Below are 22,268 nucleotides of genomic sequence, written 5' to 3' on the forward strand. Positions count from 1 at the left end.
CCGCCATTGTTCCAGGGGTCCGCCGGCGACGGCGAACCCGGGACGAGCCGGGCGGCTCAGGACGAGGCGGCGGCCAGCTCCTGACCGCGGATGCGCTGCGAGATCACCGCGGTGATGCCGTCGTCGCGCATGGTGACCCCGTACAGCGCGTCGGCGATCTCCATCGTCGGCTTCTGGTGGGTGATCACGATCAGCTGGGAGCGGGCCCGCAGCATCTCGAACAGGGCCAGCAGCCGCCGCAGGTTGGTGTCGTCGAGCGCGGCCTCGACCTCGTCCATGATGTAGAACGGCGACGGGCGGGCCCGGAAGATCGCCACCAGCATCGCCACTGCCGTCAGCGACTTCTCCCCGCCGGAGAGCAGCGAGAGCCGCTTGACCTTCTTGCCCGGCGGGCGGGCCTCCACCTCCACCCCGGTGGTGAGCATGTCGTGCGGATCGGTGAGCACCAGCCGGCCCTCCCCGCCGGGGAACAGCGCCGCGAACACCTCCCGGAACTCCCGCTCCACGTCGGCGTAGGCGTCGGTGAAGACCTGCAGGATCCGGGCGTCGACGTCGGCGACCACGTCGAGCAGGTCCTTGCGCGCCGCCTTGACGTCCTCGAGCTGGGTGGACAGGAACGTGTAGCGCTCCTCCAGCGCCGCGTACTCCTCCAGCGCCAGCGGGTTGACCCGGCCGAGCTCGGCGAGTTCACGTTCGGCGCGTTTGGCGCGGCGGGCCTGGGTGTCCCGGTCGAACGGCATCGGGGCGGGGGCGGTGACCTGCTCGCCGCGCTCGCGGGCCTGCTCGTATTCGGCCATCTCCAGCTCCGAGGGCGGCAGCGCCACGTCGGGGCCGTACTCGGCGACCAGGTCGTCGGGGGCCAACCCGAACTGGTCGAGCACCATCTCCTCGAGCTGCTGGATGCGCAGCGCCACCTGGGCGCGGGCCACCTCGTCGCGGTGCAGCGACTCGGTCAGCGCGGTGATCCGCGCGCCGAGGGTGTTGACCTCCTCACGCAGCTCACCCAGCGCCGCCGACCGCTGCTGACGCTCGGCGGCCAGCGCGTCGCGGCGCTGCGAGGCGGCGGCGACCACGGTGCGCAGCCGTTCGGCGAGCCGGCGCCCGGAGTCGGCGACCGCGGCGGCCACCGCCGCGGCGTGCTCGCGGGCGGCGCGGGCCTGCTGGGCGCGGATGCGGGCCTGCCGCTCGGCGGCCGCGGCCCGGCGCAGCGAGTCGGCGCGGCCGCGCACCGCGTTGGCGCGTTCCTCGGCGGTGCGCACCGCGAGGCGGGCCTCGACCTCGACGCCGCGGGCGGCCTCGGTGGCGGCGGCGACCGCCGACCGGTCCACCGGCTCCTCGGTGGCGACCGGCTCGTCGGCCTCGGCGTTGCGCAGCCGGGTCTCCAGCGCGCCGAGCTCCTCGACGGTGGCGGCGCGGCCGGTCTCCAACTCCTCGCGGTGCTGCAGCTGCCGCTGCCAGTCCTCCTCGGCGGTGCGGGCCTCCTGCCCGAGCCGGCCCAGCCGGTCGTAGATGGCCGCGATCGCGGCGTCGGACTCGTTCAGCGCGGCCAGCGCCTGCTCGGCGGCGTCGCGGCGGGCGGTCTGCTCGCTGAGTGCCCCGGCCAGCGCGGCCCCGAGCTCGGCGACCTGGGTCTCGGCGGCGGCGAGCTGGGCGCGGGCCCGCTCGATCTCCCCGGTGATCTCCAGGGTGGAGGGCTTGCGGTCCGAGCCGCCGCTGAGCCAGCCGGCCCCCACCACGTCGCCGTCGACGGTGACCGCGGTCAGCTGCGGGTGCCGGCCGACCAGTTGCAGGGCGGCGTCCAGGTCGTCGACCACCGCGACCGCGCCCAGCATCGCGCTCAGCGCGCCACGCAGCCGGTCGGGTGCGGCGACCAGGTCGGTCGCCCAGCGCGCCGAACCGGGCAGGGTCTCGGTGCGCGCGGTCGCCGCAGGCCAGCCGCCCAGCACGATCGCGGCCCGGCCGCCGTCGGCCTCCTTGAGCGCGGCCACCGCGGCGCGGGCGGCCGGGAAGCCCTCGGCGGCCACCGCGTCGGCGGCGGCGCCCAGCACCGCGGCCAGCGCCGCCTCGTAGCCGGATTCGACCCGCACCAGCTCGGCGATCGACCCGAACAGGCCGTCCACCCCGGTGTTCTTCGCCAGCCAGGCGGCGCCGTCCTTGCGGTCCAGCCCGACGGTCAGGGCGTCGATCCTCGCCTGCAGCGACGCCACTTCCCGCTCCGCGCCGCGCTCGGCGGCCTGCAGTTCGGCGACCCGCTCGTCGGCCAAGCGCAGCGCGGTGACGCTGCGTTCGTGCTGCTCGTCGAGGCCCTTCTCGCCGCGGTCGAGTTCGTGGACGCGGCTTTGCACGGTCTCGAACTCGGCGCGCGCCGCCTCGGCACGGGCGGCGGTCTCCTCGATGCGCGGGGCGATCCGGGTCAGTGAGTCGTCGATCGACTCGACGCGGGCGCGCATCGTCTCCACCTGCCCGGCCAGCCGGGCCAGCCCCTCCCGGCGGTCGGCCTCCGCGCGCACCGCCGCCAGGTGGGCCTGTTCGGCCTCCGCGGCGACGCGCTCCTGGGCGGCCAACTCGGTGCGGGCCACCTCCAGGCGTTCGCGGGCCTGCTGCAGGGCGTCGAGCAGTTCCCGCTCGTCGGCGGCGACCCGCTCGGCCTGGGCCTCCAGCTCCTCGGGGTCGGGCCCGCTGTGGCCGGCCGGCTCCTCGTCGAGGTGCTGGGCGCGTTCGCTGGCGATGCGGACGGTGGCGCTGACCCGCTCGGCCAGCGCCGACAGCGAAAACCAGGTCTGCTGGGCGGCCTCGGCGCGTTCGGAGAGCCGGGCCAGGGTCGTCTCGTGGCCGGCCAGTTCGGCGGTGGCCGCCTCCAGCCGGGCGGAGGCCGCGTCGTGCTCGCGGCGCACGGTCGCCTCGGCGTCGGTGTTGCCGGCGAACTCGGCGCGGCGGGCCACCAGGTCGTCGGCGGCCAGCCGCAGCCGGGCGTCACGCAGGTCGGCCTGGATGGTCGCCGCGCGGCGGGCCATCTCGGCCTGCCGGCCCAGCGGTTTGAGCTGGCGGCGCAGTTCGGTGGTGAGGTCGGTGAGCCGGGCCAGGTTGGCCTGCATCGCGTCGAGTTTGCGGACCGCCTTCTCCTTGCGCCTGCGGTGCTTGAGCACCCCGGCGGCCTCCTCGATGAACGCGCGGCGGTCCTCCGGCCGGGATTCGAGGATCTGGGAGAGCCGACCCTGCCCGACGATGACGTGCATCTCGCGGCCGATGCCGGAGTCGCTCAGCAGCTCCTGGACGTCCATCAGCCGGCAGCTGTTGCCGTTGATCTCGTATTCGCTGCCGCCGTCGCGGAACATCCGCCGGGTGATGGCGACCTCGGCGTACTCGATGGGAAGGGCGTTGTCGGAGTTGTCGATGGTGACGGTGACCTCGGCGCGGCCCAGCGGGGCCCGCGAACTGGTGCCGGCGAAGATGACGTCTTCCATCTTCCCGCCGCGCAGGGTTTTGGCGCCCTGCTCCCCCATCACCCAGGCCAGCGCGTCGACGACGTTGGACTTGCCCGAGCCGTTGGGCCCGACCACGCAGGTGATGCCCGGCTCGAAACGCAGAGTCGTCGGCGAGGCGAAGGACTTGAAGCCCTTGAGCGTCAGACTCTTGAGGTGCACGACGTGTGAGACTACCGGGGCGGGTCAGCGCTCGCTGAAGCCGACGATCGTGTCCCCGGCTTCACCCCAATCCGCCACGACGGTGTCGACCCGTCCCGGGGTGGTGCCGCCCTCCAGCAGCGCCAACAGGGTCGCGCAGTCCGCGCGCGGTCCCTGCGCCACCACCTGCACCCGGCCGTCGGGTTTGTTGGCGGCGTAGCCGGTCAGGCCCAGTTCCAGCGCCCGCGACCGGGTCCACCAGCGAAACCCCACGCCCTGCACGTGGCCGTGCACCCAGGCGGTCAGCCGCGCCTCAGCCACCCTCGGTGACCTCGAAGCTGATCGCGGTGCCCGAGGTCAGGGTGCGCCCGACCGTGCAGCTGGCGTCGATGGCGCGCTCCACCACGGTGCGCAGCCGGTCCCGTTCGGCGTCACTCAGCCCGGACAGGTCCAGCTCCAGCTCCTCGGTGAGCCGCGGGTAGCGCTCCTGGTCGCGGTCGGCGGCACCGGCGACGCGCACCGTCGCCGGGTAGTCCTCGCCGAGGCGGCGCGCCAGCGGTGCGTCGCTGGCCATGCCGCTGCACGCGGCCAGCGCGATCTTAAGCAGCTCACCGGGGGTGAACACCCCCTGGACGTCCTCCGAGCCGATCAGCACCTGCGCGCCGCGCGAGCTGTGCCCGGTGTAGCGGCGAGTCCCGGTTCGCTCCACCCACAGTTGCGTCATGGCCTCTTTTCTACCGTGCGCCCGGCCGCGCCGGGGCGGCGGCCGTACTGTCGTGTCATGGCCACCGTGGTCGCATTGCACGCCCACCCCGACGACGAGGTGATCCTGACCGGCGGGACGCTGGCCCGCGCGGCCGCCGCGGGGCACCGGGTGGTGGTGGTCACCGCCACCGACGGGCACCTCGACACCGCCGAGGACCGCTACCGGCTCGACGAACTGCGTTGCGCTACCGATATTCTCGGCGTGCACCGGGTGGAGTGCCTGGGCTACGCCGACAGCGGTTACGGTCCGGTGTTCCCCGCCGACCCACCCGGGCGGGTCCGGTTCGCCCGCGCCGACGTGGCGGTCGCGGCCGAGCGGGTTGCGGAGATCCTGCGCGCCGAGCACGCCGACCTGCTGCTCAGCTATGAGGCCAACGGCGGGTACGGGCATCGCGATCACGTGCAGGTGCACCGGGTGGGGGCGCGGGCGGCGGCGCTGGCCGCCACTCCCCGGGTGCTCGAGGCGACCATGCCGCGCGAGACGTTGCGCCGGGTGGCCACCGCGGCGCGGCTGCTGCGGCTGCCCGAACCGTACGAGGAGCAACTGCTGGCCACCGCCTACGCCCCGCGGGCGATCATCACCCACCGCATCGACGTGCGCCGCTTCGCCCGGCAGAAACGTGCCGCGCTGGCCGAGCACCGCTCGCAGATCGGTGCGGCGCAGGCCCGCGCGCTCGGCGTGCTGCTGCGGCTGCCGCCGGCGGTGTTCGGGCTGCTGTTCGGCCGGGAGTGGTTCGTCGATCCGGCCGCGCGCGGCGCGCCGGTGCGCACCGACATCTTCGGCTAGCACCCACGCCCCTGAGATAGCCCCCGAGATAGCCCCTGAGATAGCCCCTGAGATCGACGCGGATACGGCCGCTCAGGCCCGAAATCGGCCCGTTTCGACGATTTCGGCGTCGATTTCAGGGGTATCGGCGGCGCTCACCGCCCGCGGGGGCGCGGCTGGCGGCGCTCACCGGCGGCGGGGGCGCGGCTGGCAGCGCGGACAGTAGAACGACGACCGGTTCATGAACTTCTCCCGCCGGATCACCGCGCCGCAGCGCCGGCAGCCCAGCCCCTCCCGGCCGTACACGTCCAGCGACCGGTCGAAGTAGCCGGATTCGCCGTTGACGTTGACATACAGCGCATCGAACGAGGTGCCGCCCGCGGCGAGCGCCTCACCCATCACCTCGGCGGCGGCGGCCAGCACCGCGGTCAGCGCCGGGCGGGTCAGCGCGTCGGCACGGCGCGCCCCGTTGACCCGGGCGCGCCACAGCGCCTCGTCGGCGTAGATGTTGCCGATGCCCGACACCACGGTCTGGTCGAGCAGCTGGCGTTTGATCTCGGAGTGCTTGCGGCGCAACACCGCCACCGCCGCGGCCGGGTCGAACCGGTCGTCGAGGGGGTCGCGGGCCAGGTGTGCGACCGGTGCGGGGACCACGTCGCCGTCGACGTCGACCAGGTCGGCCAGTTGCCAGCCGCCGAAGGTGCGCTGGTCGACGAAGTTCAGCGCGGTGCCGTCGTCGAGGAGGGTGGCGATGCGCAGGTGCGCGGTGTTGGGCGCGGGCCCGACCAGCATCTGCCCGCTCATGCCCAGGTGCACCACCAGCGCGGTGTCGGGCTCATCGAGGGTGAGCCACAGGTACTTTCCGCGCCTGCCGGTGCCGGTGATCGCGGTGCCCAGCAACCGGGCGGTCAGGTCGGCGGGGCCGGCCTCGTGGCGGCGCACCGCCCGTGGATGGTGCACGCGGACCGCGGTGATGGTCCGTCCGACCGCGTGGGCGGCCAGGCCGCGGCGCACCACCTCGACTTCGGGCAGTTCGGGCATTCAGGCCGGCTTCTCCTGCGCCTGCCCGTCCAGCGCCTTCCAGGCCGCGGCGGCCGCCTTCTGTTCGGCGTCCTTCTTGGAGCGGCCCACGCCGGGCGGGAACCGCCGCTCGCCGACGACGGCCACCGCGGTGAATTCCTTGTCGTGGTCGGGTCCGGTGGCGGTGACCTGGTAGCCGGGGGCGCCCAGCCCGCGTGCCGCGGCCAGCTCCTGCAGGCTGGTCTTCCAGTCCAGTCCGGCGCCCAGGGTGGGCGCGGTGGTCAGCAGGTCGGCGAACAGCCGCAGGATGACCGTGCGGGCGGTGTCGATGCCGTGCTGCACGTAGATCGCGCCGAGCAGCGACTCCATGCTGTCGGCCAGGATGCTGGACTTGTCGGCCCCGCCGGTGGTGACCTCGCCGCGGCCCAGCAGCAGATGGCCGCCCAGCCCGGTGTCGGTGAGGCCGCGCGCCACGTCGGCCAGGGCGGTGGTGTTGACCACGCTGGCCCGCAGTTTCGCCAGATCCCCCTCGGGGCGGTCGGGGTGGCGGGTGAACAGTTCGTCGGTGATCACCAGGCCGAGCACCGCGTCGCCGAGGAACTCCAGCCGCTCGTTGGTGGGCAGCCCGCCGTGCTCGTAGGCGTAGCTGCGGTGGGTCAACGCCAGGGTGAGCAGCTCATCGGGCAGCTCGACACCGAGCGCGTCGAGCAGCGGCCGGTGGCTCACTGCTGATCTCGCAGCAACCCGGCCAGCTTGGCCCAGCGCGGGTCGATCACCTCGTGGCGGTGGCCGGGCTCGGCGGTGGCCATCGGGATGCCGCAGTGCGGGCACAGCCCGGGGCAGTCGTCGCGGCACAGCGGGGCCAGCGGCAACTCCAGGCCGACCGCGTCGATGATGGCCTGCTCGAGGTCGATGGTGTCGTCGACGACCCGGCCGACCTCGTCGGCATCGGTGGTGGCCTCGGTGGTGCTGTCGGGGTAGGCGAACAGTTCGGTCAGGCTCACCTCGACCCGGTCGGTGAAGCCGGCCAGGCAGCGGGAGCACTCGCCGGTGACCGGGCCGGCGACGGTGCCGGTGACCAGCACGCCTTCGGAGACCGACTGCAGCTGCAGGTCCAGCTCCAGCGGGTCCCCGGCGGCCACGGCCTGCATCTCCAGGCCGATGCGCGACGGGCTGGCCACGGTGTGGCGCAGCGCCATCATGCTGCCGGGCCGGCGGCCCAGCCGGGCGATGTTGACGACGAGCGGCGCGTCCGGATGTGTGGTGGCCATGGCCTCGATCTTACGGGCGCGGCGCGGCGCGTCGAGCCGCCCGCGGGTCGGGCCGGGGCGCGGTCAGCGGGTCACTCAGCGGGTCACGTAGTCGTGGGTGCCCGCCGCGGTGCGCAGCTGGTGGCGGCCCCGGTTGACCGAACGCAGCGTCCCGTTGAGGAACTCCTCGAACTCGGCCAGCTTGGAGTCGACGTAGATGTCGCACTCGCCGCGCAGCCGGTCGGCCTCGGCGTGGGCGGAGTCGATCATCCGGGTGGCCTCGGCGGTGGCCGACGACACCACCTCGGTCTGGGAGACCAGGCGCTGCTGCTCCTTGATGCCTTCCTGCACGGCGTTCTCGTAGGAGATGTTGCCGTTCTCCACCAGCCGGTCGGCTTCGGCCTTGGCGCGGGAGACCGCGGCGTCGTATTCGCGTTTGGCGCTGGAGGTCAGCCGGGCGGATTCCTCCTGGGCCTCGGCGACCATGCGGTCGCTGTGCTGGCGGGCCTCGGCGACCATCCGGTCGGCCTGGGCCTTGGCGTCGGAGAGCACCCGGTCGGCCTCGGCGCGGGCGTGGTTGACCACCGATTCGGCCTCGGCGGAGGCGTTGGCGACCATGCCGTCGGCGTGGCTCTTGGCGTCGTGCAGCAGTGAGTCGCGGGCGTCCAGCACGTCCTGCGCGTCGTCGAGCTCACCGGGGATGGCGTCCTTGATGTCGTCGACCAGTTCCAGCACGTCGCCGCGGGGCACCACGCAACCTGCCGTCATCGGCACGCCGCGGGCTTCTTCGACGATGGCGCTCAGTTCATCCAGCGCTTCAAAAACTCGGTACACGGCAGCACCCTCCAGGCGTAGTTACTTGTGACCAGTGTGCCTGGTGTTACGACTGTGACTTGGTAGCTCGGGCCGGTGTGTCGGAATCACCAGGGGCATTCCGCCAGGATAGGCCGATTGCGCGCCGGTCGGGCCGCCCGCGCGAGGGCCCCGTGGCCGGCCGCGGCCCGGACGGGCGATCCGGCCCGGGCCCCGACGGGGCGAGTGGGGCGAGCCGGCGGGGCGGCCCGAACGGGTCAGCGCGCGGCGAGCTTCGCGGCCAGCCGCCGGTTCACCGGCTCGGGCAGCAGGTCGGAGACGTCCCCGCCCATCGAGGCGACCTCCTTGGCCAGCGAGGAGGACACGAACGAATACCGCGGGGTGGTGGCCACGAAGAAGGTGTCCACCCCGGCGATGTGCTTGTTCATCTGCGCCATCTGCAGCTCGTATTCGAAGTCGGTGCCGGTGCGCAGCCCCTTGACGATCGCGGTCAGGCCGCGGTCGCGCACGAAGTCGACCACCAGCCCCTGCCCGGACTCGGCGCGCACGTTGGGCAGGTGCGCGGTGGCCTCGGCGATCATCTCCAGCCGCTCGTCGAGATCGAACATGCCCTTCTTGGCCGGGTTGACCAGCACCGCCGCCACCACCTCGTCGAACTGCGCGGCGGCGCGCTCCAGGATGTCCACGTGCCCGAAGGTCACCGGGTCGAAGGAGCCCGGGCATACCGCACCACTCATACCCGGTGACGCTAGCAGCCGCGTTCAGCCGTGTTCGCCCAGCTCCAACCGGGTGTCGCCGTAACGCCGCGACGGCCAGGCCGACCAGGGCTCCGGCCAGTCCAGCTCCGCGGAGGCGGCCGCCCGCTCGACCACCGCCAGGGTTCCCGGGCCGGCCCAACCGCCCGCGCTGAGCCCGGCCAGCAGCGCGGTCAGCTCGGGTCCGGCCACGTCGTAGGGCGGGTCGACCAGCACCAGATCCACCGGGGCGGCGGCGCCGGCGGCCACCACCGCGGCCGCCGGCGCGCGCCGCAGGGTCGCGCCGGGCAGCCCGACCGCGGCGATGTTGCGCCCGATCACCGCCGCGGCCCGGGCGTCGGCCTCCACCAGCAGCACCGCGCGGGCACCGCGCGACAGCGCCTCCAGCCCCAACGCACCGGAGCCGGCGTAGAGGTCGAGCACCGCGATCCCGGCCAGCTCGCGGCGGGCGGCCAGCACGTTGAACAGCGATTCGCGCACCCGGTCGCTGGTCGGCCGGGTCCCCCGCGGCGGCACCGCGAGCCGCCGCCCGCGGGCCCGCCCGGCGATGATCCGGGTCAGTCGATCACCACCAGCAGGTCACCGCCCTCCACCTGCGCGGTCTCCGACACCGCGATGCGCTCGACGGTGCCCGCCGCGGGCGCGGTGATCGCGGCCTCCATCTTCATCGCCTCGATGGTGGCGATGGTCTGGCCGGCCTCGACGGCGTCGCCGGCCGCCACCGACACCGTGACCACCCCGGCGAACGGGGCGGCGACGTGGTCGGGGTCGGCGCGGTCGGCCTTCTCGGCCGCCGGGACCTCGCTGGCCACCGAGCGGTCGCGCACCAGCACCGGCCGCAGCTGCCCGTTGATGATGCACATGACCGTGCGCATGCCGCGCTCGTCGGGCTCGGAGACCGCCTCCAGCCCGATCAGCAGCTCCACGCCGCGCTCGAGCTTGACCCGGTGCTCCTCGCCGTGGCGCAGCCCGTAGAAGAACTGGTTGGCCGACAGCTGCGAGGTGTCGCCGTAGGCCTCGCGGTGCGCCTCGAACTCCTCGGCCGGGCCGGGGAACAGCAGCCGGTTGAGGGCCTCCTGGCGTTTGCGGCCGCTCAGGCCCAGCACCGCCTCGTCCTCGGCGGACAGTTCCTCGGTGGGCCGGGCCGGGCCGCGCCCGTCCAGTGCGGTGGTGCGCAGCGGTTCCGGCCAGCCGCCGGGCGGGTCGCCCAATTCCCCGCGCAGGAAACCGATCACCGAGTCGGGGATGTCCACCGCGGCCGGGTCGGCGGCGAACTCCTCGGCGCTGACCCCGGCGCCGACCAGCGCCAGCGCCAGGTCCCCGACCACCTTGGAGGTGGGGGTCACCTTGATCAGCCGGCCCAGCACCGCGTCGGCGGCGGCGTAGTTGGCCTCGATCTCCTCGAAGCGGTCCCCGAAGCCGAGCGCGATCGCCTGCTGGCGCAGGTTGGACAACTGCCCGCCGGGGATCTCGTGGGTGTAGACCCGCCCGGTCGGCGCGGGCAGCCCGGATTCGAACGGGCCGTAGACCTTACGCAGCGCCTCCCAGTACGGCTCGAGTTCGCAGACCGCGGTCAGCGACAGCCCGGTGTCGTGGTCGGTGTGCGCGGCCGCCGCCACGATCGAGCTCAGCGCCGGCTGGCTGGTGGTGCCGGCCAGCGGAGCGGCCGCCCCGTCGACGGCGTCGGCGCCGGCGTTCCAGGCCGCCACATAGCTGGCCAGCTGGCCGCCGGGGGTGTCGTGGGTGTGGACGTGCACCGGCAGCTCGAAGCGGGACCGCAGTTCGGTGACCAGGGTGGTGGCCGCAGGCGGGCGAAGCAGCCCGGCCATGTCCTTGATCGCCAGGACGTGCGCGCCGGCGTCGACGATCTGTTCGGCCAGCCGCAGGTAATAGTCCAGGGTGTAGACGTCCTCGCCGGGATCGGAGAGGTCGCCGGTGTAGCACATCGCGACTTCGGCGACGGCCGTGCCGGTTTCGCGCACCGCGTCGATCGCCGGGCGCATCGAGTCGATGTTGTTCAGCGCGTCGAAGATCCGGAAGATGTCGATGCCGGTGGCGGTGGCTTCGGCGACGAACGCCGAGGTCACCAGTTCCGGGTACGGGGTATAGCCGACCGTGTTGCGGCCGCGCAACAGCATCTGAAGGCAGATGTTGGGCATGTCCTCACGCAGCGCCGCCAGCCGCTCCCACGGGTCTTCCTTCAAAAACCGCAGCGCCACATCGTAAGTCGCCCCGCCCCAGCACTCCACCGACAGCAGCTCGGGCATCATGCGGGCGATGTAGGGCGCCACCCGCGACAGCCCGCTGGTGCGCACCCGAGTGGCCAGCAGCGACTGGTGGGCGTCGCGGAAGGTGGTGTCGGTCACCGCGACCGCGGGACTGCCGCGCAGCCAGCGCGCGAACCCGTCCGGCCCCAGCTCCAGCAGCCGCTGCCGCGAGCCCGACGGCGGCGGCACGCTGAGGTCGATGTCGGGCAGCTTGTCGTGCGGGTACACCGTGGACGGGCGCGCTCCGTGCGGCTGGTTGACGGTGACGTCGGCCAGGTAGTTGAGGATCTTGGTGCCGCGGTCGGCCGAGGTGCGGGCGGTGAGCAGGTGCGGGCGCTCCACGATGAACGCGGTGGTGATGCGGCCGGCCTGGAAGTCCGGGTCGTCGAGAACGGCCTGCAGGAACGGGATGTTGGTCGACACCCCCCGGATCCGGAACTCGGCGACGGCGCGGCGGGCGCGGGCGACCGCGGTGGCGAAGTCGCGTCCGCGGCAGGTCAGTTTGACCAGCATCGAGTCGAAGTGGGCGCTGATCTCGGCGCCCAGGTTGGTGCCGCCGTCCAGCCGGATGCCGGCCCCGCCCGGGCTGCGGTAGGCGGTGACCCGCCCGGTGTCGGGCCGGAAACCGTTGGCCGGGTCCTCGGTGGTGATCCGGCACTGCAGGGCGGCGCCGTGCGGGACGATCGCGTCCTGGGTCAGGCCCAGGTCGGCCAGCGACTCCCCCGCCGCCACCCGCAGCTGCGCGGAGACCAGGTCGACGTCGGTGATCTCCTCGGTGACGGTGTGCTCCACCTGGATGCGCGGGTTCATCTCGATGAACACGTGGTGGCCGCGCTCGTCCAACAGGAACTCCACGGTGCCCGCGCAGCTGTAGTCGACGTGCCGGGCGAACGCGACCGCGTCATCGCAGATCCGTTGCCGCAGTTCCGGATCCAGGTTCGGGGCCGGCGCGAGTTCGACCACCTTCTGGTGGCGGCGCTGCACGCTGCAGTCCCGCTCGTAGAGGTGGATCACCTCACCGTGGGTGTCGGCGAGGATCTGCACCTCGATGTGGCGCGGGTTGATCACCGCCTGCTCGAGGTAGACGGTGGGGTCGCCGAACGCCGACTCCGCCTCCCGGCTGGCCGCCTCGATCGCCTCGGCCAGTCCATCGGCGTCGGCCACTCGGCGCATGCCGCGGCCGCCGCCGCCGGCGACGGCCTTGACGAACAGCGGGAACTCCATCTCCTCGGCCGCGGCGAGCAACTCCTCCACCGAGGCCGACGGCTCCGAGGACGCCAGCACCGGCAGGCCGGCCTCCCGGGCGGCGGCCACCGCCCGGGACTTGTTGCCTGCCAACTCCAGCACGTGCGCCGACGGGCCGACGAAGGTGATGTCGGCGGCCGCGCAGGCGGCGGCCAGTTCGGGGTTCTCCGAGAGGAACCCGTAGCCGGGGTAGATGGCGTCGGCGCCGCAGCGGCGTGCGGTGGCAACGATCTCGTCGACCGACAGGTAGGCGCGGACCGGGTGGCCCTCCTCGCCGATCTGGTAGGACTCGTCGGCCTTGAGCCGGTGCATCGAGTTGCGATCCTCATAGGGGTAGATCGCCACCGTGCCCACACCGAGTTCGTTGGCGGCGCGGAACGCCCTGATGGCGATCTCACCCCGGTTGGCGACCAGCACCTTGGAGATCACGGGTACCCCTAACCGAGCGTCAGCCAGTAATCCTGAAACCGGACAAATATCAACAGGATCAACGCGATGAACCATAACGCAGTCAGCGTCCACCGCCAGCGGTGGAGAACCTGCGAAATCTTGTGTCCGGCATCGCCATCCCAGGCAATAGTTGCGGACACCACCAGCAGCGGAATCGTCACCGCCCAGACCACCATGCAGTACGGGCACAGCGCCCCGATCACATACAGGCTCTGGTAGATCAGCCAGTGCACGAACGCCGCCCCGGCGGCCAGCCCGCCGGTCAGCCCGACCCAGTACCAGTGCGGCAACCGCACTCCGGCGACCGCCAGCACACCGGTGGTGGCGACGACCGCGAACGCGGCGATGCCGACCAACGGGTTGGGGAAACCCAACACCGCCGCCTGCGGGGTGGACATCACCGACCCGCACGACAGCACCGGGTTGAGGCTGCACGACGGCACGTAGCCGGGGTCGGCGAGCAGCCGGATCTTCTCGACGGTCAGCGCCAGGGAGGCGACCAGGCCGATCACCCCGCCGATCAGCACCCACCAGGCGCTCGGCGCCGCCACGGCGCCGGGTTCCCGGCGCTGCCGCGCGGGCGGGGTGTCGGTCACGCCTGCTTGTTGCCGGCCGCCGCCGCGATCGCGGCGGCCTCGTCGATGCCGGGCACATCGCCGACGATGCCGCGGACGTCGTTGACCAGCGACGCCGGGTCCTTCGGGCTGTAGTCCTCGCCGTTGAGCCGGATCGTCGGGGTGCCCTGGATCTTGCCCGCGGCGGCCATGCCGTCGACCAGCTTGAGGTACTTGCCGCTGTTGATGCAGTCGCGCACCGTGCCCGCCGCGCCGGCCTGGCGGGCCAGTTCGATCAGCCGGGTGTTGTCGGGGAAGGTCGCCGCGGTCTCCAGTGGCTGCAGGTCGGGGCTGAACAGCATCGCGTGGAAGCGTTCGAAGGCCTCCATCGACTCGTCGGCCACACAGTAGGCGGCCGCCCCGGCCCGCCCGGAGTAGTTGTCCCGGCCCTGCTTGCTCAGGATGTTCGACGGGTGGTAGTCGACGGCCACCGCGCCGATGTCGACCAGCTTGTCGAGGGTCTTGCCGAAGTTGTGCTCGAAGTTGGCGCACGCCGGGCACAGGAAGTCCTCATAGACGGCGATCACCGCCTTCGGGTCCTCGGAGTCGTCCTGGGTGACCACCTGCGGGGAGGCCACCCGGATCGGCTGGCCGTCGCTGGGTTTGGAGCTGTTGGAGATGACGATGTAGCCGACCAGTGCCACCGCGAACAGCACGACGATCGCGGTCATGCCGATCTGGATCGCCAGGTTGCGGCGCCGGTCGGCGGCCTTGAGGTCGTAACCGGGGCGTTTCGGTTTCTTGGACACGGATCTGCTCAGCTTCCTCGGGAGGTCGGGGGGAGAAACGTCTCCACAGCGTACCGGCGGGTTCAGCCTCGGCTGAGGTGGGCACGCAACGCCGAAACCACCTCGGTCATCGCGTCGGCGCTGCCGCCGCCGAGCGGGAACAGGTTCGCGAAGCCGTGCGCCAGCGATCCCATCCGCCGCAGGTCCACCTCGGTTCCGGCGGCCTCCAGCGCGGCGGCGTAGCTCTCCCCCTCGTCGCGCAGCGGGTCGAAGCCGGCGGTGATCACCAGGGCCGGCGCCAGCCCGGAGTGGTCGACGGCCAGCAGCGGGGAGACCGTCGGGTCGGTGACCGCCACCCCCGAGCCCTCCAGGTACTGCTGTTGGAACCAGTCCATGTCGGCCTTGGTCAGCAGGAAGCCGTCGGCGAACAGGCCCCGCGACCGGGTCCGGGCGGTGAAGTCCACGGCCGGGTAGAGCAGCCACTGCAACACCGGGGGCGGGCCGCCCTCGTCGCGGGCCCGCAGGGCCACCACCGCGGCCAGGTTGCCGCCCGCGCTGTCCCCGCCGACCGCGACCCGGGCCGGGTCGGCGCCGAGTTCGGCGGCGTGGGCCTGCGCCCAGCGGAACGCGGCGTAGGCGTCGTCGGCGGCCGCGGGGGCGGGATGTTCCGGGGCCCGGCGGTAGGCCACCGACAGCACCTGGATGCCGGCGTCGCGGCAGACCAGCCGGCACGGCGCGTCGTGGCTGTCCAGGTCGCCGATCACCCAGCCACCGCCGTGGTAGAAGACCAGCAGCGGGGCTGGCCGCTGCCCGGGCGGGCGGTAGTGCCGGGCGAGCAGTTCTCCGGCCGGGCCGGGCAGGGCCAGCTCGGCGGTGTGGACGTGGATCTCCGGGCCGCCCAGCGCGGCGATCGTCCGGCTCATCTGTACCCGGGAGGCGGCCGGGTCGCCGTCGACGACCAGGCCGTTGACCCCGATGGCCCGCTGGGAGGCGAGCATCAGCTGCAGGGTGCGGTCCAGCGTGTTGCCGTCGATGTTGATCGAACGGCCCCCGGTGAGCAGCCATTTCGCCGCCTCGGGCAGCCGCGGCAGCACCTTGACCCCCACCCCGGTGAGCCGGTCGGCCAGCCGGCCGGAGACCTTCATTCCGGGCACGCTCCGTATCATCGCTGCTCCCTCGTTGACGACCCACGACGGTAACCCGTTATCGTGTTGCGCGACCCGACCGGGCACGGATTCACAGAATCGACCACTTTCGAACATTCACGGGCAGGTGAGATGGCTACGGATATCCCCACGATCGGCCTGAACGACGACAACACCATGCCGGTGTTGGGCGTCGGTGTCGGTGAGCTCTCCGACGAGGAGGCCGAGCGCGCCGTCGCGGTGGCGCTGGAGGCCGGGGCCCGGCTGATCGACACCGCCGCGATCTACGGCAACGAGGCCGGGGTGGGCCGGGCCATCGCCGCGTCCGGCGTCCCGCGCGCCGAACTGTTCGTCACCACCAAGCTGGCCATCGCCGACCAGGGCTTCTCCAACGCCCAGACCGCGGGCAAGGCCAGCCTGGAGCGGCTCGGCCTGGACTACCTGGACCTGTACCTGGTGCACTGGCCGGCCGCCCCGCAGGGCCTCTACGTGGACAGCTTCGGCGGCATGGGCACGCTGCAGGAGGACGGCCTGACCAAGTCGATCGGGGTGTCCAACTTCACCGCCGAGCACCTGGCCAACGTCATCGACCTGACGTTCATGACCCCGGCGGTCAACCAGATCGAGTTGCACCCGCTGCTCAACCAGGCCGAGATGCGCGCCACCAACGCCGAGCACAACGTGGTGACCCAGTCCTACAGCCCGCTGGCCAACGGCGCGGTGCTCGACAATCCCACCGTGGCCGAGGTCGCGGCCCAGTACAACCGCACCCCGGCCCAGGTGCTGCTGCGCTGGAACCTGCAGCTGGGCAACGCGGTGGTCTTCCGCTCCACCGACGCGCAGAACATCGCGGGCAACCTCGACGTGTTCGACTTCGAGCTGGCCGAGGAACACATGAGCGCGATCAACGCCCTGCACGACGGCACCCGGGTGCGCCCGGACCCGGACGCCTACACCGGCCAGTAGGGCGCCGATGAGCGAGGCCGCCGACACGCCGGGGCTGTCCACCCGCAGCGTGCACGCCGGTGATCGCCGCGACCCGCTCGGGGCGATCCACGCCCCGATTTACAACCAGTCGACGTTCGCCTTCGAGCGCACCGCCGACCTGCTCGACGTGATCGAGGGCCGCCGGGACGGGCCGCTGTACACCCGCTACGGCGCCAACCCGACGGTGGCGGCGCTGGAGGCCAAGCTCGCCGACCTGGAGGGCGGCCAGGCGGCGCTGGCGTTCTCGGCCGGGATGGCGGCCGTGTCGGCCACCGTGCTGGGCCATCTGCGCGCCGGTGAGCAGATCCTGTGCGTCGGCGACGTGTACGGCGGCACCTACGAGTTGTTCACCGAGAACCTGCCGCGGCTGGGGATCACCACCACGTTCCTGCGCGCCGACGAGATCGCCCGGCTGGGCGCGTCCAGCACGCCGGCCACCCGGCTGGTGTACTTCGAGTCGCCGTCGAACCCGACGCTGGCGGTGGTGGACATCGCCGCGCTGGCCGCCGCCGCCCGCGCCGCCGGGCTGCTCAGCGTCATCGACAACACCTTCGCCACCCCGGTCAACCAGAACCCGCTGGCCCACGGCGTCGACCTGGTGCTGCATTCGGCGACGAAGTACCTGGGCGGGCATTCCGACCTGGTCGCCGGTGCGCTGATGGGGCCGGCCGACCTGCTGGCGCCGGTGGCCTACTGGCGCAAGAACCTGGGCCAGATGATCGCCCCGGAGGTCGCCGCGCTGCTGGCCCGCTCGCTGCGGTCGCTGCCGGTGCGGGTGGCCCGCCACAACGACAACGCCGCCGCGGTGGCGGAGTTCCTGGCCGGTCACCCACGGGTGGTGCGGGTGCACTACCCGGGCCTGGCGACCGGGCCCGAGCGCGCGGTCATCGACCGGCAGATGCGCGGCCACGGCGGGATGGTGTCGTTGGTGCTGGACGCGACCGCCGAGCAGACCGCCGCGGTCGTCGACCGGTTGCGGCTGTTCGCCATCGCGGGCAGCCTCGGCGGGGTGGAGAGCCTGGCCACCCAGCCGGTCACCACCAGCCACCATGGCATGGCGCCCGCGGAGCGCGCGGCCCGCGGCATCAGCGACGGCATGATCCGGCTCTCGATCGGGCTGGAGGATCCGGCCGACCTCATCGCCGACCTGGCGCAGGCGCTCAAGGCGCACTGAGTCCTCACCCGGCGGGGCAGGTGGCGGCCGCGGCCCGCAGCACCGGCACCGACGGGGCGTCCACCGGCAGCCGGTAGCCGCGCAGCACCGCGGTGAACTGGGTGGCGTATTGGCAGCCGAAGGCGGTGTTGGGCGGCATCCAGTCCGCCGGTGGGGAGTCGCCCTTGTCCTGGTTGGGGGCGCCGGCCACGGCCAGCAGGTTCGCCGGGTCATTGGCGAACCGCAGCCGCAGTTCCGGTGGCCAGGCGTGCGCGCCCATGTCCCAGGCGTAGGCCAGCGGCACCAGGTGGTCGATCTGCACCGCCTCCCCGATGCCCGCGCCGCGGGTGAACGACACCGTGACCCCGGTGTAGGGGTCGCGCAGCGTGCCGGTGGCCACCGCATCGGGGCAGCGGCGGGTGCGCACATGGGTGATGTCGGTGAGGTCACGGTTGAGGATGTCGTTGCGGGTGTCGCAGCCGTTGCGGCCGCCCGGGGCGTCGTTGTCGTCGTCCCAGGCCGCGCCGAAGTCGATGGTCCTGCGGTAGTCGGGCCGGTGCGGCCGGGCGGCCAGCACGGTGATCCCGGCCAGCACGTCGGTGCCCGGCGCCAGCACGGGCGCGCCGGTGGTGCTGCGCTCGGCGCGCGCCGTCACCACCTGGTAGGCGACCAGCACCGCGACCGCGGTCAGCAGGGCCAGCCACAGCAGCCGCCGGCGGCCGGCGTCACCGGCGGTCACGACTTGTCCAGGTAGTCGATGGCGTCGGTGTCGGTGAACCGGGCGGCCAGCCGGGCCAGGCCGGGGTCGGCCGGGTTCACCGCGTGGGCCTGTTCGCAGTACCGGCGGGCCTCCTCGATCAGCTCGCGGTGATCGGCCAGCGACAGCAGCTGCAGGGTGATCGCCCGGCCGGACTGGGTGGCGCCGAGCACGTCGCCCTCCCGGCGTTCGGTCAGGTCCAGTTCGGCGAGGGTGAAACCGTCGACGGTGGCGGCGACGGCGTTGAGCCGCGCCGCCGAGCGGGACAGCGGTGACGCCCAGCTCACCAGCAGGCACAGGCTGGCGTGGGCGCCGCGGCCGATGCGGCCGCGCAGCTGGTGCAGCTGGCTGATCCCGAACCGGTCGGCGTCCATCACCACCATCATCGTGGCGTTGGGGACGTCGACGCCGACCTCGATCACCGTGGTGCAGACCAGCACGTCGAGGTCCCCGGCGCGGAACGCCGCCATCACGGTGTCCTTCTCCTCGGCGCTGAGCCGGCCGTGCATGAGCCCCACCCGCAGCCCGGCCAGCGGGCCGGCGCGCAGCCGGTCGTAGAGGCCGACCGCGGTCGCCGACGGTCGGGGGGCGTCCTCGCTGTCCTGCGCCGGGTCGCTCTCGTCGATGCGTGGCGCCACCACGTAGGCCTGCCTGCCCGCGCCGACTTCCTCGTTGACCCGCGCCCAGGCCCGGTCCAGCCAGGCCGGTTTCTCGGCGGCGAAGACCGCGGTGGTGGCGATCGGCATGCGGCCGCGCGGCAGCTCCCGCAGGGTGGAGGTCTCCAGATCGCCGTAGACGGTCAGAGCGACGGTCCGCGGGATGGGCGTGGCGGTCATCACCAGCAGATGCGGGGTGATCCCGTCGGGGGCCTTGGCGCGCAGTTGGTCGCGCTGCTCCACCCCGAAGCGGTGCTGCTCGTCGACCACCACCATGCCCAGCCGGTGGAAGGCCACCGCGTCCTGCAGCAGCGCGTGGGTTCCCACGACGATTCCGGCTGCGCCCGAGGCGATTTCGGCGCGCACCTGTTTCTTCTGGGCGGCGGTCATCGACCCGGTGAGCAGGACCACCCGGGTGGCGTCCTCCGCGCCGCCGAGCTGTCCGGCCATCGCCAACGGGCCCAGCACGTCGGTGATCGACCGGAGGTGTTGGGCGGCAAGCACTTCGGTGGGCGCGAGCAGCGCGCACTGGTAGCCTGCGTCGACCAGTTGCAGCATGGCCAGCACCGCGACGATGGTTTTGCCGGACCCGACTTCGCCCTGCAGCAGCCGGTTCATCGGTCGGGGGCCGGCCAGCTCCGCCGCGAAGGTCTCGAGTACGGCGCGCTGCCCGGCGGTCAGGTCGAACGGCAGCCGGTCCCGCAGGGCGGCGGCCAGGCCGGCATCGGCGGGGTGCGCGGCCGGACCGGACTGGGCGAGCTCGCCGTGGCGACGGCTCACCAGCGCCCACTGCAGCCCGACCGCCTCGTCGAAGGCCAGCCGGTCGCGGGCGCGGGCGCGGGTGGCCTCGTCCTCGGCGAGGTGCACCGCCCGCAGCGCCTCGTCCTCGCCGATCAGGCCGTGCTCGGCCCGCAGCGCCTGCGGCAGCGGATCGGGCACCGGGTCGAGCACCTCGAGCACCTGACGGACGCAGGAGAAGATGTCCCAGCTCTGCATCTTGGCGCTGGCCGGGTAGATCGGGTAGCAGGACCGCTCGAATTCGGCCTGGACCACCCGGCCGCTGACGGCCTCGGAGGCCTCGGCGATGCGCCGCATGGAGCGGCTGGCGGCGCTGGGGTCGCCCAGCACCAGGAAATCCGGGTGGGTGAGCTGCATGGCGCCCCGGAAGTAGCTGACCTCACCGGAGAGCATCACCCGGGTGCCCTTGGTGAGCCGGCCGGCGAGCCATTTGCGGGCGTGGAAGAAGGTGGCGCTCACCTTCCCCCGGCCGGTTCCGAGTGCGACGCGCAGGTATTTGTCCTTGGGGTCGTTGCTGTTTCGCGGGGAGCGCCAGTCGGCGTGGGTGATGGTGTCGACGATCGTGATGTGCTGCCCGGCGGGTGGGCGCCCGTCGTCGGGGCCGCGGACCGGGCCGCCGCCGGTGTAGGTGCGCGGGTAGTGGCGCAGCAGGTCTTCGACGGTGCGGATGCCGAACGTGTCGGCGAGTTGGGCGGCGGCCTTGCCTCCGATGACGAAGTCGAGCCGGTCGCCGAGCCCGGCCATCACTCGACCCCGATCAGCAGTGCGTCACCGCCGTGCCCGGTGCGGTAGACGGCCAGCTCGATGCCCGGATGGGCGTCGTGGACATGGGCTTTGAGTGTGGCTTCCACCGCGGCCGCACCGTCGCCGACCGCTGCGCCGATGAGCACGGTCACCAGCTCGCCGCCCGCGGCCAGCAGCAGGTCGATGAGCCCGGTCGCGGCGGTGGCGACGTCCGGGCCGACGATCAGCACCTCTCCCCCGGCGATGCCCAGCCCGTCCCCGGGGTCGCAGGGCCCGGCCCAGGTCAAGGCGGCCTCGCTGGCCAGCGCCACCGAGCCGTAGCGGGTGGCGGCGGCAGCCCGGGTCATGGTGAAGCCGTCGTCGACGATCTGGCGGGCCGGGTCGTGCACGGCCAGCGCGGCCAGCCCCTGCACCATCGAGGCGGTCGGCAGCGGGACCACGTCGATGCCCCAGCCGGTGGCGGCGGTGCAGCCGGCCACCAGCTCCTCGGCGGGCAGGTGCCCGTTGGGCAGCACCAGCACCTGCGCGGCGCCGGTGTCGACCATGGCCCGCAGCAGTTGCGCCGCGCTGATCGGCTCGGCCTGCTCCACCGGCAGGATGCAGGCGCCCTCGCCGCCGAACAGCTCCGCGGCACCGGCCCCGTCGACGACGGCCAGCACGGCGCGCTCGCGGGCCCAGCTGCCCTGCGGGCGCCGGGTGACCAGCCCCGAGATGTGGATGCCGGACAGCCGGCCGGCCGCCAGCCCGGCTTCCACGGCCGCGCCGGCGTCGTCGGTGTGCACGTGGACGGAGTGGCCGTCGGCGCCCGCCGCGATCGCCACCGATTCGCCCAGCCGGCCCAGCCGGCGGCGCAGCGCGGTGACGCCGGCGGCGTCGGTGTCGTGCAGCAGGTACATCACCTCGAACTGCGGGCCCGGCGGCGCGACCTCGGGTTCGGTCTGCGGGGGCGGGGCGGGCCGGTAGGCGGGCCGGTCGGGCACCCGGCCGGTGACGGTGGCGGTCAGGGCGTCCAGCAGCACCAGCAGGCCGCGCCCGCCGGCGTCGACCACCCCGGCCTCGGCGAGGGCGTCGAGTTGGCCGGTCGTCTCGTCCAGGGCGATCGCGGCCGCGTCGCCTGCGGCCGCCAGGGCGGCGGCCAGCCCGGACCCGGTGCGGCGCACCGCGGCAGCGGCGGCGGCCAGCACCGACACGATGGTGCCGGGCACCTCGCGGCCGCCCATCGAGGCGATCGACAGCTCCACCCCGCGCTGCAGCGCGGCCCCGAGCAGGTCCGGGCCGACCACCGCGGGCGCCGGGTCGGCCTCGCTGAGCACGTCGGCCAGACCGCGCAGGATCTGGGAGAGGATCACCCCGGAGTTGCCGCGCGCGCCGTGCAGCGCACCGACCGACAGGGCGGTGGCGACCCGGGTGAGCTCACCGGAGCCGGCGGCGGTGTTGGCCTCGGCCAGCGCCGAGCGCATGGTGAACAGCATGTTGGTGCCGGTGTCGGAGTCGGCGATCGGGAAGACGTTGATCCGGTTGATCTCGTCGGTGTGGGTGATCAGGTCGCCGACGGCGGTGTGGGCCCAGTCCCGCAGCGTCACCGCGTCGAGTACGCGTTCGGCCATGACCGGTCCACCTCCTCGCGCCGTCGGTGGGCGCCAGCCTAGCCAGCGCCGCCGACAGAACCGCCCGGCAGGGCCGGTCCGGTGTGGATGGTTTTGGCAGTTGCGGCCGCGACGGCTATTCTGGT

The 22,268-nt window shown here is 73.2% G+C and carries 19 protein-coding genes; 3 read left to right on the forward strand and 16 right to left on the reverse strand.

The features are described 5' to 3' along the window. Positions 1 to 56 precede the first annotated feature (56 nt). Genes smc through AWC30_RS00750 form a run of 3 tightly spaced genes read right to left on the reverse strand, consistent with a single transcriptional unit; the run spans position 57 to position 4,347 of the window. Positions 57 to 3,644 carry a chromosome segregation protein SMC gene (gene smc / locus AWC30_RS00740; RefSeq protein WP_085107448.1) on the reverse strand — a complete coding sequence of 1,196 codons (3,588 nt, stop codon included), beginning with the start codon at positions 3,642 to 3,644 and terminating at the stop codon, positions 57 to 59. 24 nt (positions 3,645 to 3,668) lie between these two features. Next, on the reverse strand, positions 3,669 to 3,944 hold the full coding sequence (locus AWC30_RS00745) for an acylphosphatase (RefSeq protein WP_085107451.1): 276 nt from the start codon (positions 3,942 to 3,944) through the stop codon (positions 3,669 to 3,671). Continuing rightward, a complete protein-coding gene (locus AWC30_RS00750) occupies positions 3,937 to 4,347 on the reverse strand; it encodes an OsmC family protein (RefSeq protein WP_085107454.1) in 411 nt (136 codons plus the stop codon). Before AWC30_RS00750 ends, AWC30_RS00745 begins: the two co-directional genes overlap by 8 nt. 57 nt (positions 4,348 to 4,404) lie before the next feature. Between AWC30_RS00750 and AWC30_RS00755 the strand changes: the two genes are divergently transcribed. Continuing rightward, on the forward strand, positions 4,405 to 5,175 hold the full coding sequence (locus AWC30_RS00755) for a PIG-L deacetylase family protein (RefSeq protein ID WP_085107457.1): 771 nt from the start codon (positions 4,405 to 4,407) through the stop codon (positions 5,173 to 5,175). A gap of 165 nt (positions 5,176 to 5,340) precedes the next feature. Here the strand turns inward: AWC30_RS00755 and mutM are convergent, their stop codons facing one another. The 10 genes from mutM to AWC30_RS00805 all read right to left on the reverse strand — a co-directional run bounded on the left by mutM (position 5,341) and on the right by AWC30_RS00805 (position 15,462). Next, positions 5,341 to 6,195 (reverse strand): bifunctional DNA-formamidopyrimidine glycosylase/DNA-(apurinic or apyrimidinic site) lyase, encoded by an 855-nt coding sequence (mutM, locus tag AWC30_RS00760; RefSeq protein ID WP_085107459.1) that lies wholly within the window; start codon positions 6,193 to 6,195, stop codon positions 5,341 to 5,343. Then, the gene (gene rnc, locus AWC30_RS00765; RefSeq protein WP_085107462.1) at positions 6,196 to 6,900 is read right to left on the reverse strand and encodes a ribonuclease III; all 705 of its coding nucleotides are present in this window, start codon (positions 6,898 to 6,900) and stop codon (positions 6,196 to 6,198) included. Continuing rightward, positions 6,897 to 7,445, reverse strand: coding sequence for a YceD family protein (locus tag AWC30_RS00770; RefSeq protein ID WP_085107465.1), 549 nt, complete (start codon positions 7,443 to 7,445; stop codon positions 6,897 to 6,899). Before AWC30_RS00770 ends, rnc begins: the two co-directional genes overlap by 4 nt. 75 nt (positions 7,446 to 7,520) lie before the next feature. Continuing rightward, on the reverse strand, positions 7,521 to 8,258 hold the full coding sequence (sepIVA, locus tag AWC30_RS00775) for a cell division protein SepIVA (RefSeq protein ID WP_085107468.1): 738 nt from the start codon (positions 8,256 to 8,258) through the stop codon (positions 7,521 to 7,523). Between the two features lie 236 nt (positions 8,259 to 8,494). Next, on the reverse strand, positions 8,495 to 8,974 hold the full coding sequence (gene coaD / locus AWC30_RS00780) for a pantetheine-phosphate adenylyltransferase (protein ID WP_085107471.1): 480 nt from the start codon (positions 8,972 to 8,974) through the stop codon (positions 8,495 to 8,497). A gap of 24 nt (positions 8,975 to 8,998) precedes the next feature. Next, a complete protein-coding gene (rsmD, locus tag AWC30_RS00785; RefSeq protein ID WP_085107474.1) occupies positions 8,999 to 9,553 on the reverse strand; it encodes a 16S rRNA (guanine(966)-N(2))-methyltransferase RsmD in 555 nt (184 codons plus the stop codon). Beyond that, positions 9,550 to 12,933, reverse strand: coding sequence for a pyruvate carboxylase (locus AWC30_RS00790; protein WP_085107477.1), 3,384 nt, complete (start codon positions 12,931 to 12,933; stop codon positions 9,550 to 9,552). Before AWC30_RS00790 ends, rsmD begins: the two co-directional genes overlap by 4 nt. 8 nt (positions 12,934 to 12,941) lie before the next feature. Then, a complete protein-coding gene (locus AWC30_RS00795; RefSeq protein WP_085107479.1) occupies positions 12,942 to 13,550 on the reverse strand; it encodes a vitamin K epoxide reductase family protein in 609 nt (202 codons plus the stop codon). Further along, entirely contained in the window at positions 13,547 to 14,317 is a 771-nt protein-coding gene (locus AWC30_RS00800; RefSeq protein ID WP_085107482.1) for a DsbA family protein, read from the reverse strand. The genes AWC30_RS00795 and AWC30_RS00800 overlap by 4 nt, the downstream gene beginning before the upstream one ends. Before the next feature lie 62 nt (positions 14,318 to 14,379). Next, positions 14,380 to 15,462: an alpha/beta hydrolase gene (locus AWC30_RS00805; protein WP_085107485.1), complete on the reverse strand. Its 1,083-nt coding sequence runs from the start codon at positions 15,460 to 15,462 to the stop codon at positions 14,380 to 14,382. 111 nt (positions 15,463 to 15,573) lie between these two features. Between AWC30_RS00805 and AWC30_RS00810 the strand changes: the two genes are divergently transcribed. Both AWC30_RS00810 and AWC30_RS00815 read left to right on the forward strand, forming a co-directional pair. After that, on the forward strand, positions 15,574 to 16,407 hold the full coding sequence (locus AWC30_RS00810) for an aldo/keto reductase (RefSeq protein WP_109561869.1): 834 nt from the start codon (positions 15,574 to 15,576) through the stop codon (positions 16,405 to 16,407). Positions 16,408 to 16,414: 7 nt separating this feature from the next. Next, the gene (locus AWC30_RS00815; protein WP_085107488.1) at positions 16,415 to 17,602 is read left to right on the forward strand and encodes a trans-sulfuration enzyme family protein; all 1,188 of its coding nucleotides are present in this window, start codon (positions 16,415 to 16,417) and stop codon (positions 17,600 to 17,602) included. A gap of 4 nt (positions 17,603 to 17,606) precedes the next feature. Here AWC30_RS00815 and AWC30_RS00820 read toward each other — a convergent pair whose 3' ends face one another. From AWC30_RS00820 to AWC30_RS00830, 3 genes are read right to left on the reverse strand one after another with little or no spacing between them, the layout of a single operon-like run. Further along, positions 17,607 to 18,320 (reverse strand): HNH endonuclease family protein, encoded by a 714-nt coding sequence (locus AWC30_RS00820; RefSeq protein WP_085107491.1) that lies wholly within the window; start codon positions 18,318 to 18,320, stop codon positions 17,607 to 17,609. Then, a complete protein-coding gene (gene recG, locus AWC30_RS00825) occupies positions 18,317 to 20,536 on the reverse strand; it encodes an ATP-dependent DNA helicase RecG (RefSeq protein ID WP_085107494.1) in 2,220 nt (739 codons plus the stop codon). Before recG ends, AWC30_RS00820 begins: the two co-directional genes overlap by 4 nt. Next, a complete protein-coding gene (locus AWC30_RS00830; protein ID WP_085107497.1) occupies positions 20,536 to 22,143 on the reverse strand; it encodes a fatty acid kinase ATP-binding subunit FakA in 1,608 nt (535 codons plus the stop codon). Before AWC30_RS00830 ends, recG begins: the two co-directional genes overlap by 1 nt. Positions 22,144 to 22,268: the final 125 nt, after the last annotated feature.

This window comes from Mycolicibacillus trivialis, assembly GCF_002102395.1.
Classification (GTDB): Bacteria; Actinomycetota; Actinomycetes; order Mycobacteriales; family Mycobacteriaceae; genus Mycobacterium; species Mycobacterium triviale.

Coding starts and splice junctions, on each gene's coding strand:
- coaD (WP_085107471.1), bottom strand. CDS start 8,974: ATGAGTGGTGCGGTATGCCCGGGCTCCTTCGACCCGGTGACCTTCGGG.
- AWC30_RS00755 (WP_085107457.1), top strand. CDS start 4,405: ATGGCCACCGTGGTCGCATTGCACGCCCACCCCGACGACGAGGTGATC.
- AWC30_RS00815 (WP_085107488.1), top strand. CDS start 16,415: ATGAGCGAGGCCGCCGACACGCCGGGGCTGTCCACCCGCAGCGTGCAC.
- recG (WP_085107494.1), bottom strand. CDS start 20,536: ATGGCCGGGCTCGGCGACCGGCTCGACTTCGTCATCGGAGGCAAGGCC.
- AWC30_RS00750 (WP_085107454.1), bottom strand. CDS start 4,347: ATGACGCAACTGTGGGTGGAGCGAACCGGGACTCGCCGCTACACCGGG.
- AWC30_RS00770 (WP_085107465.1), bottom strand. CDS start 7,445: ATGGCCACCACACATCCGGACGCGCCGCTCGTCGTCAACATCGCCCGG.
- mutM (WP_085107459.1), bottom strand. CDS start 6,195: ATGCCCGAACTGCCCGAAGTCGAGGTGGTGCGCCGCGGCCTGGCCGCC.
- AWC30_RS00810 (WP_109561869.1), top strand. CDS start 15,574: ATGGCTACGGATATCCCCACGATCGGCCTGAACGACGACAACACCATG.
- AWC30_RS00805 (WP_085107485.1), bottom strand. CDS start 15,462: ATGATACGGAGCGTGCCCGGAATGAAGGTCTCCGGCCGGCTGGCCGAC.
- AWC30_RS00830 (WP_085107497.1), bottom strand. CDS start 22,143: ATGGCCGAACGCGTACTCGACGCGGTGACGCTGCGGGACTGGGCCCAC.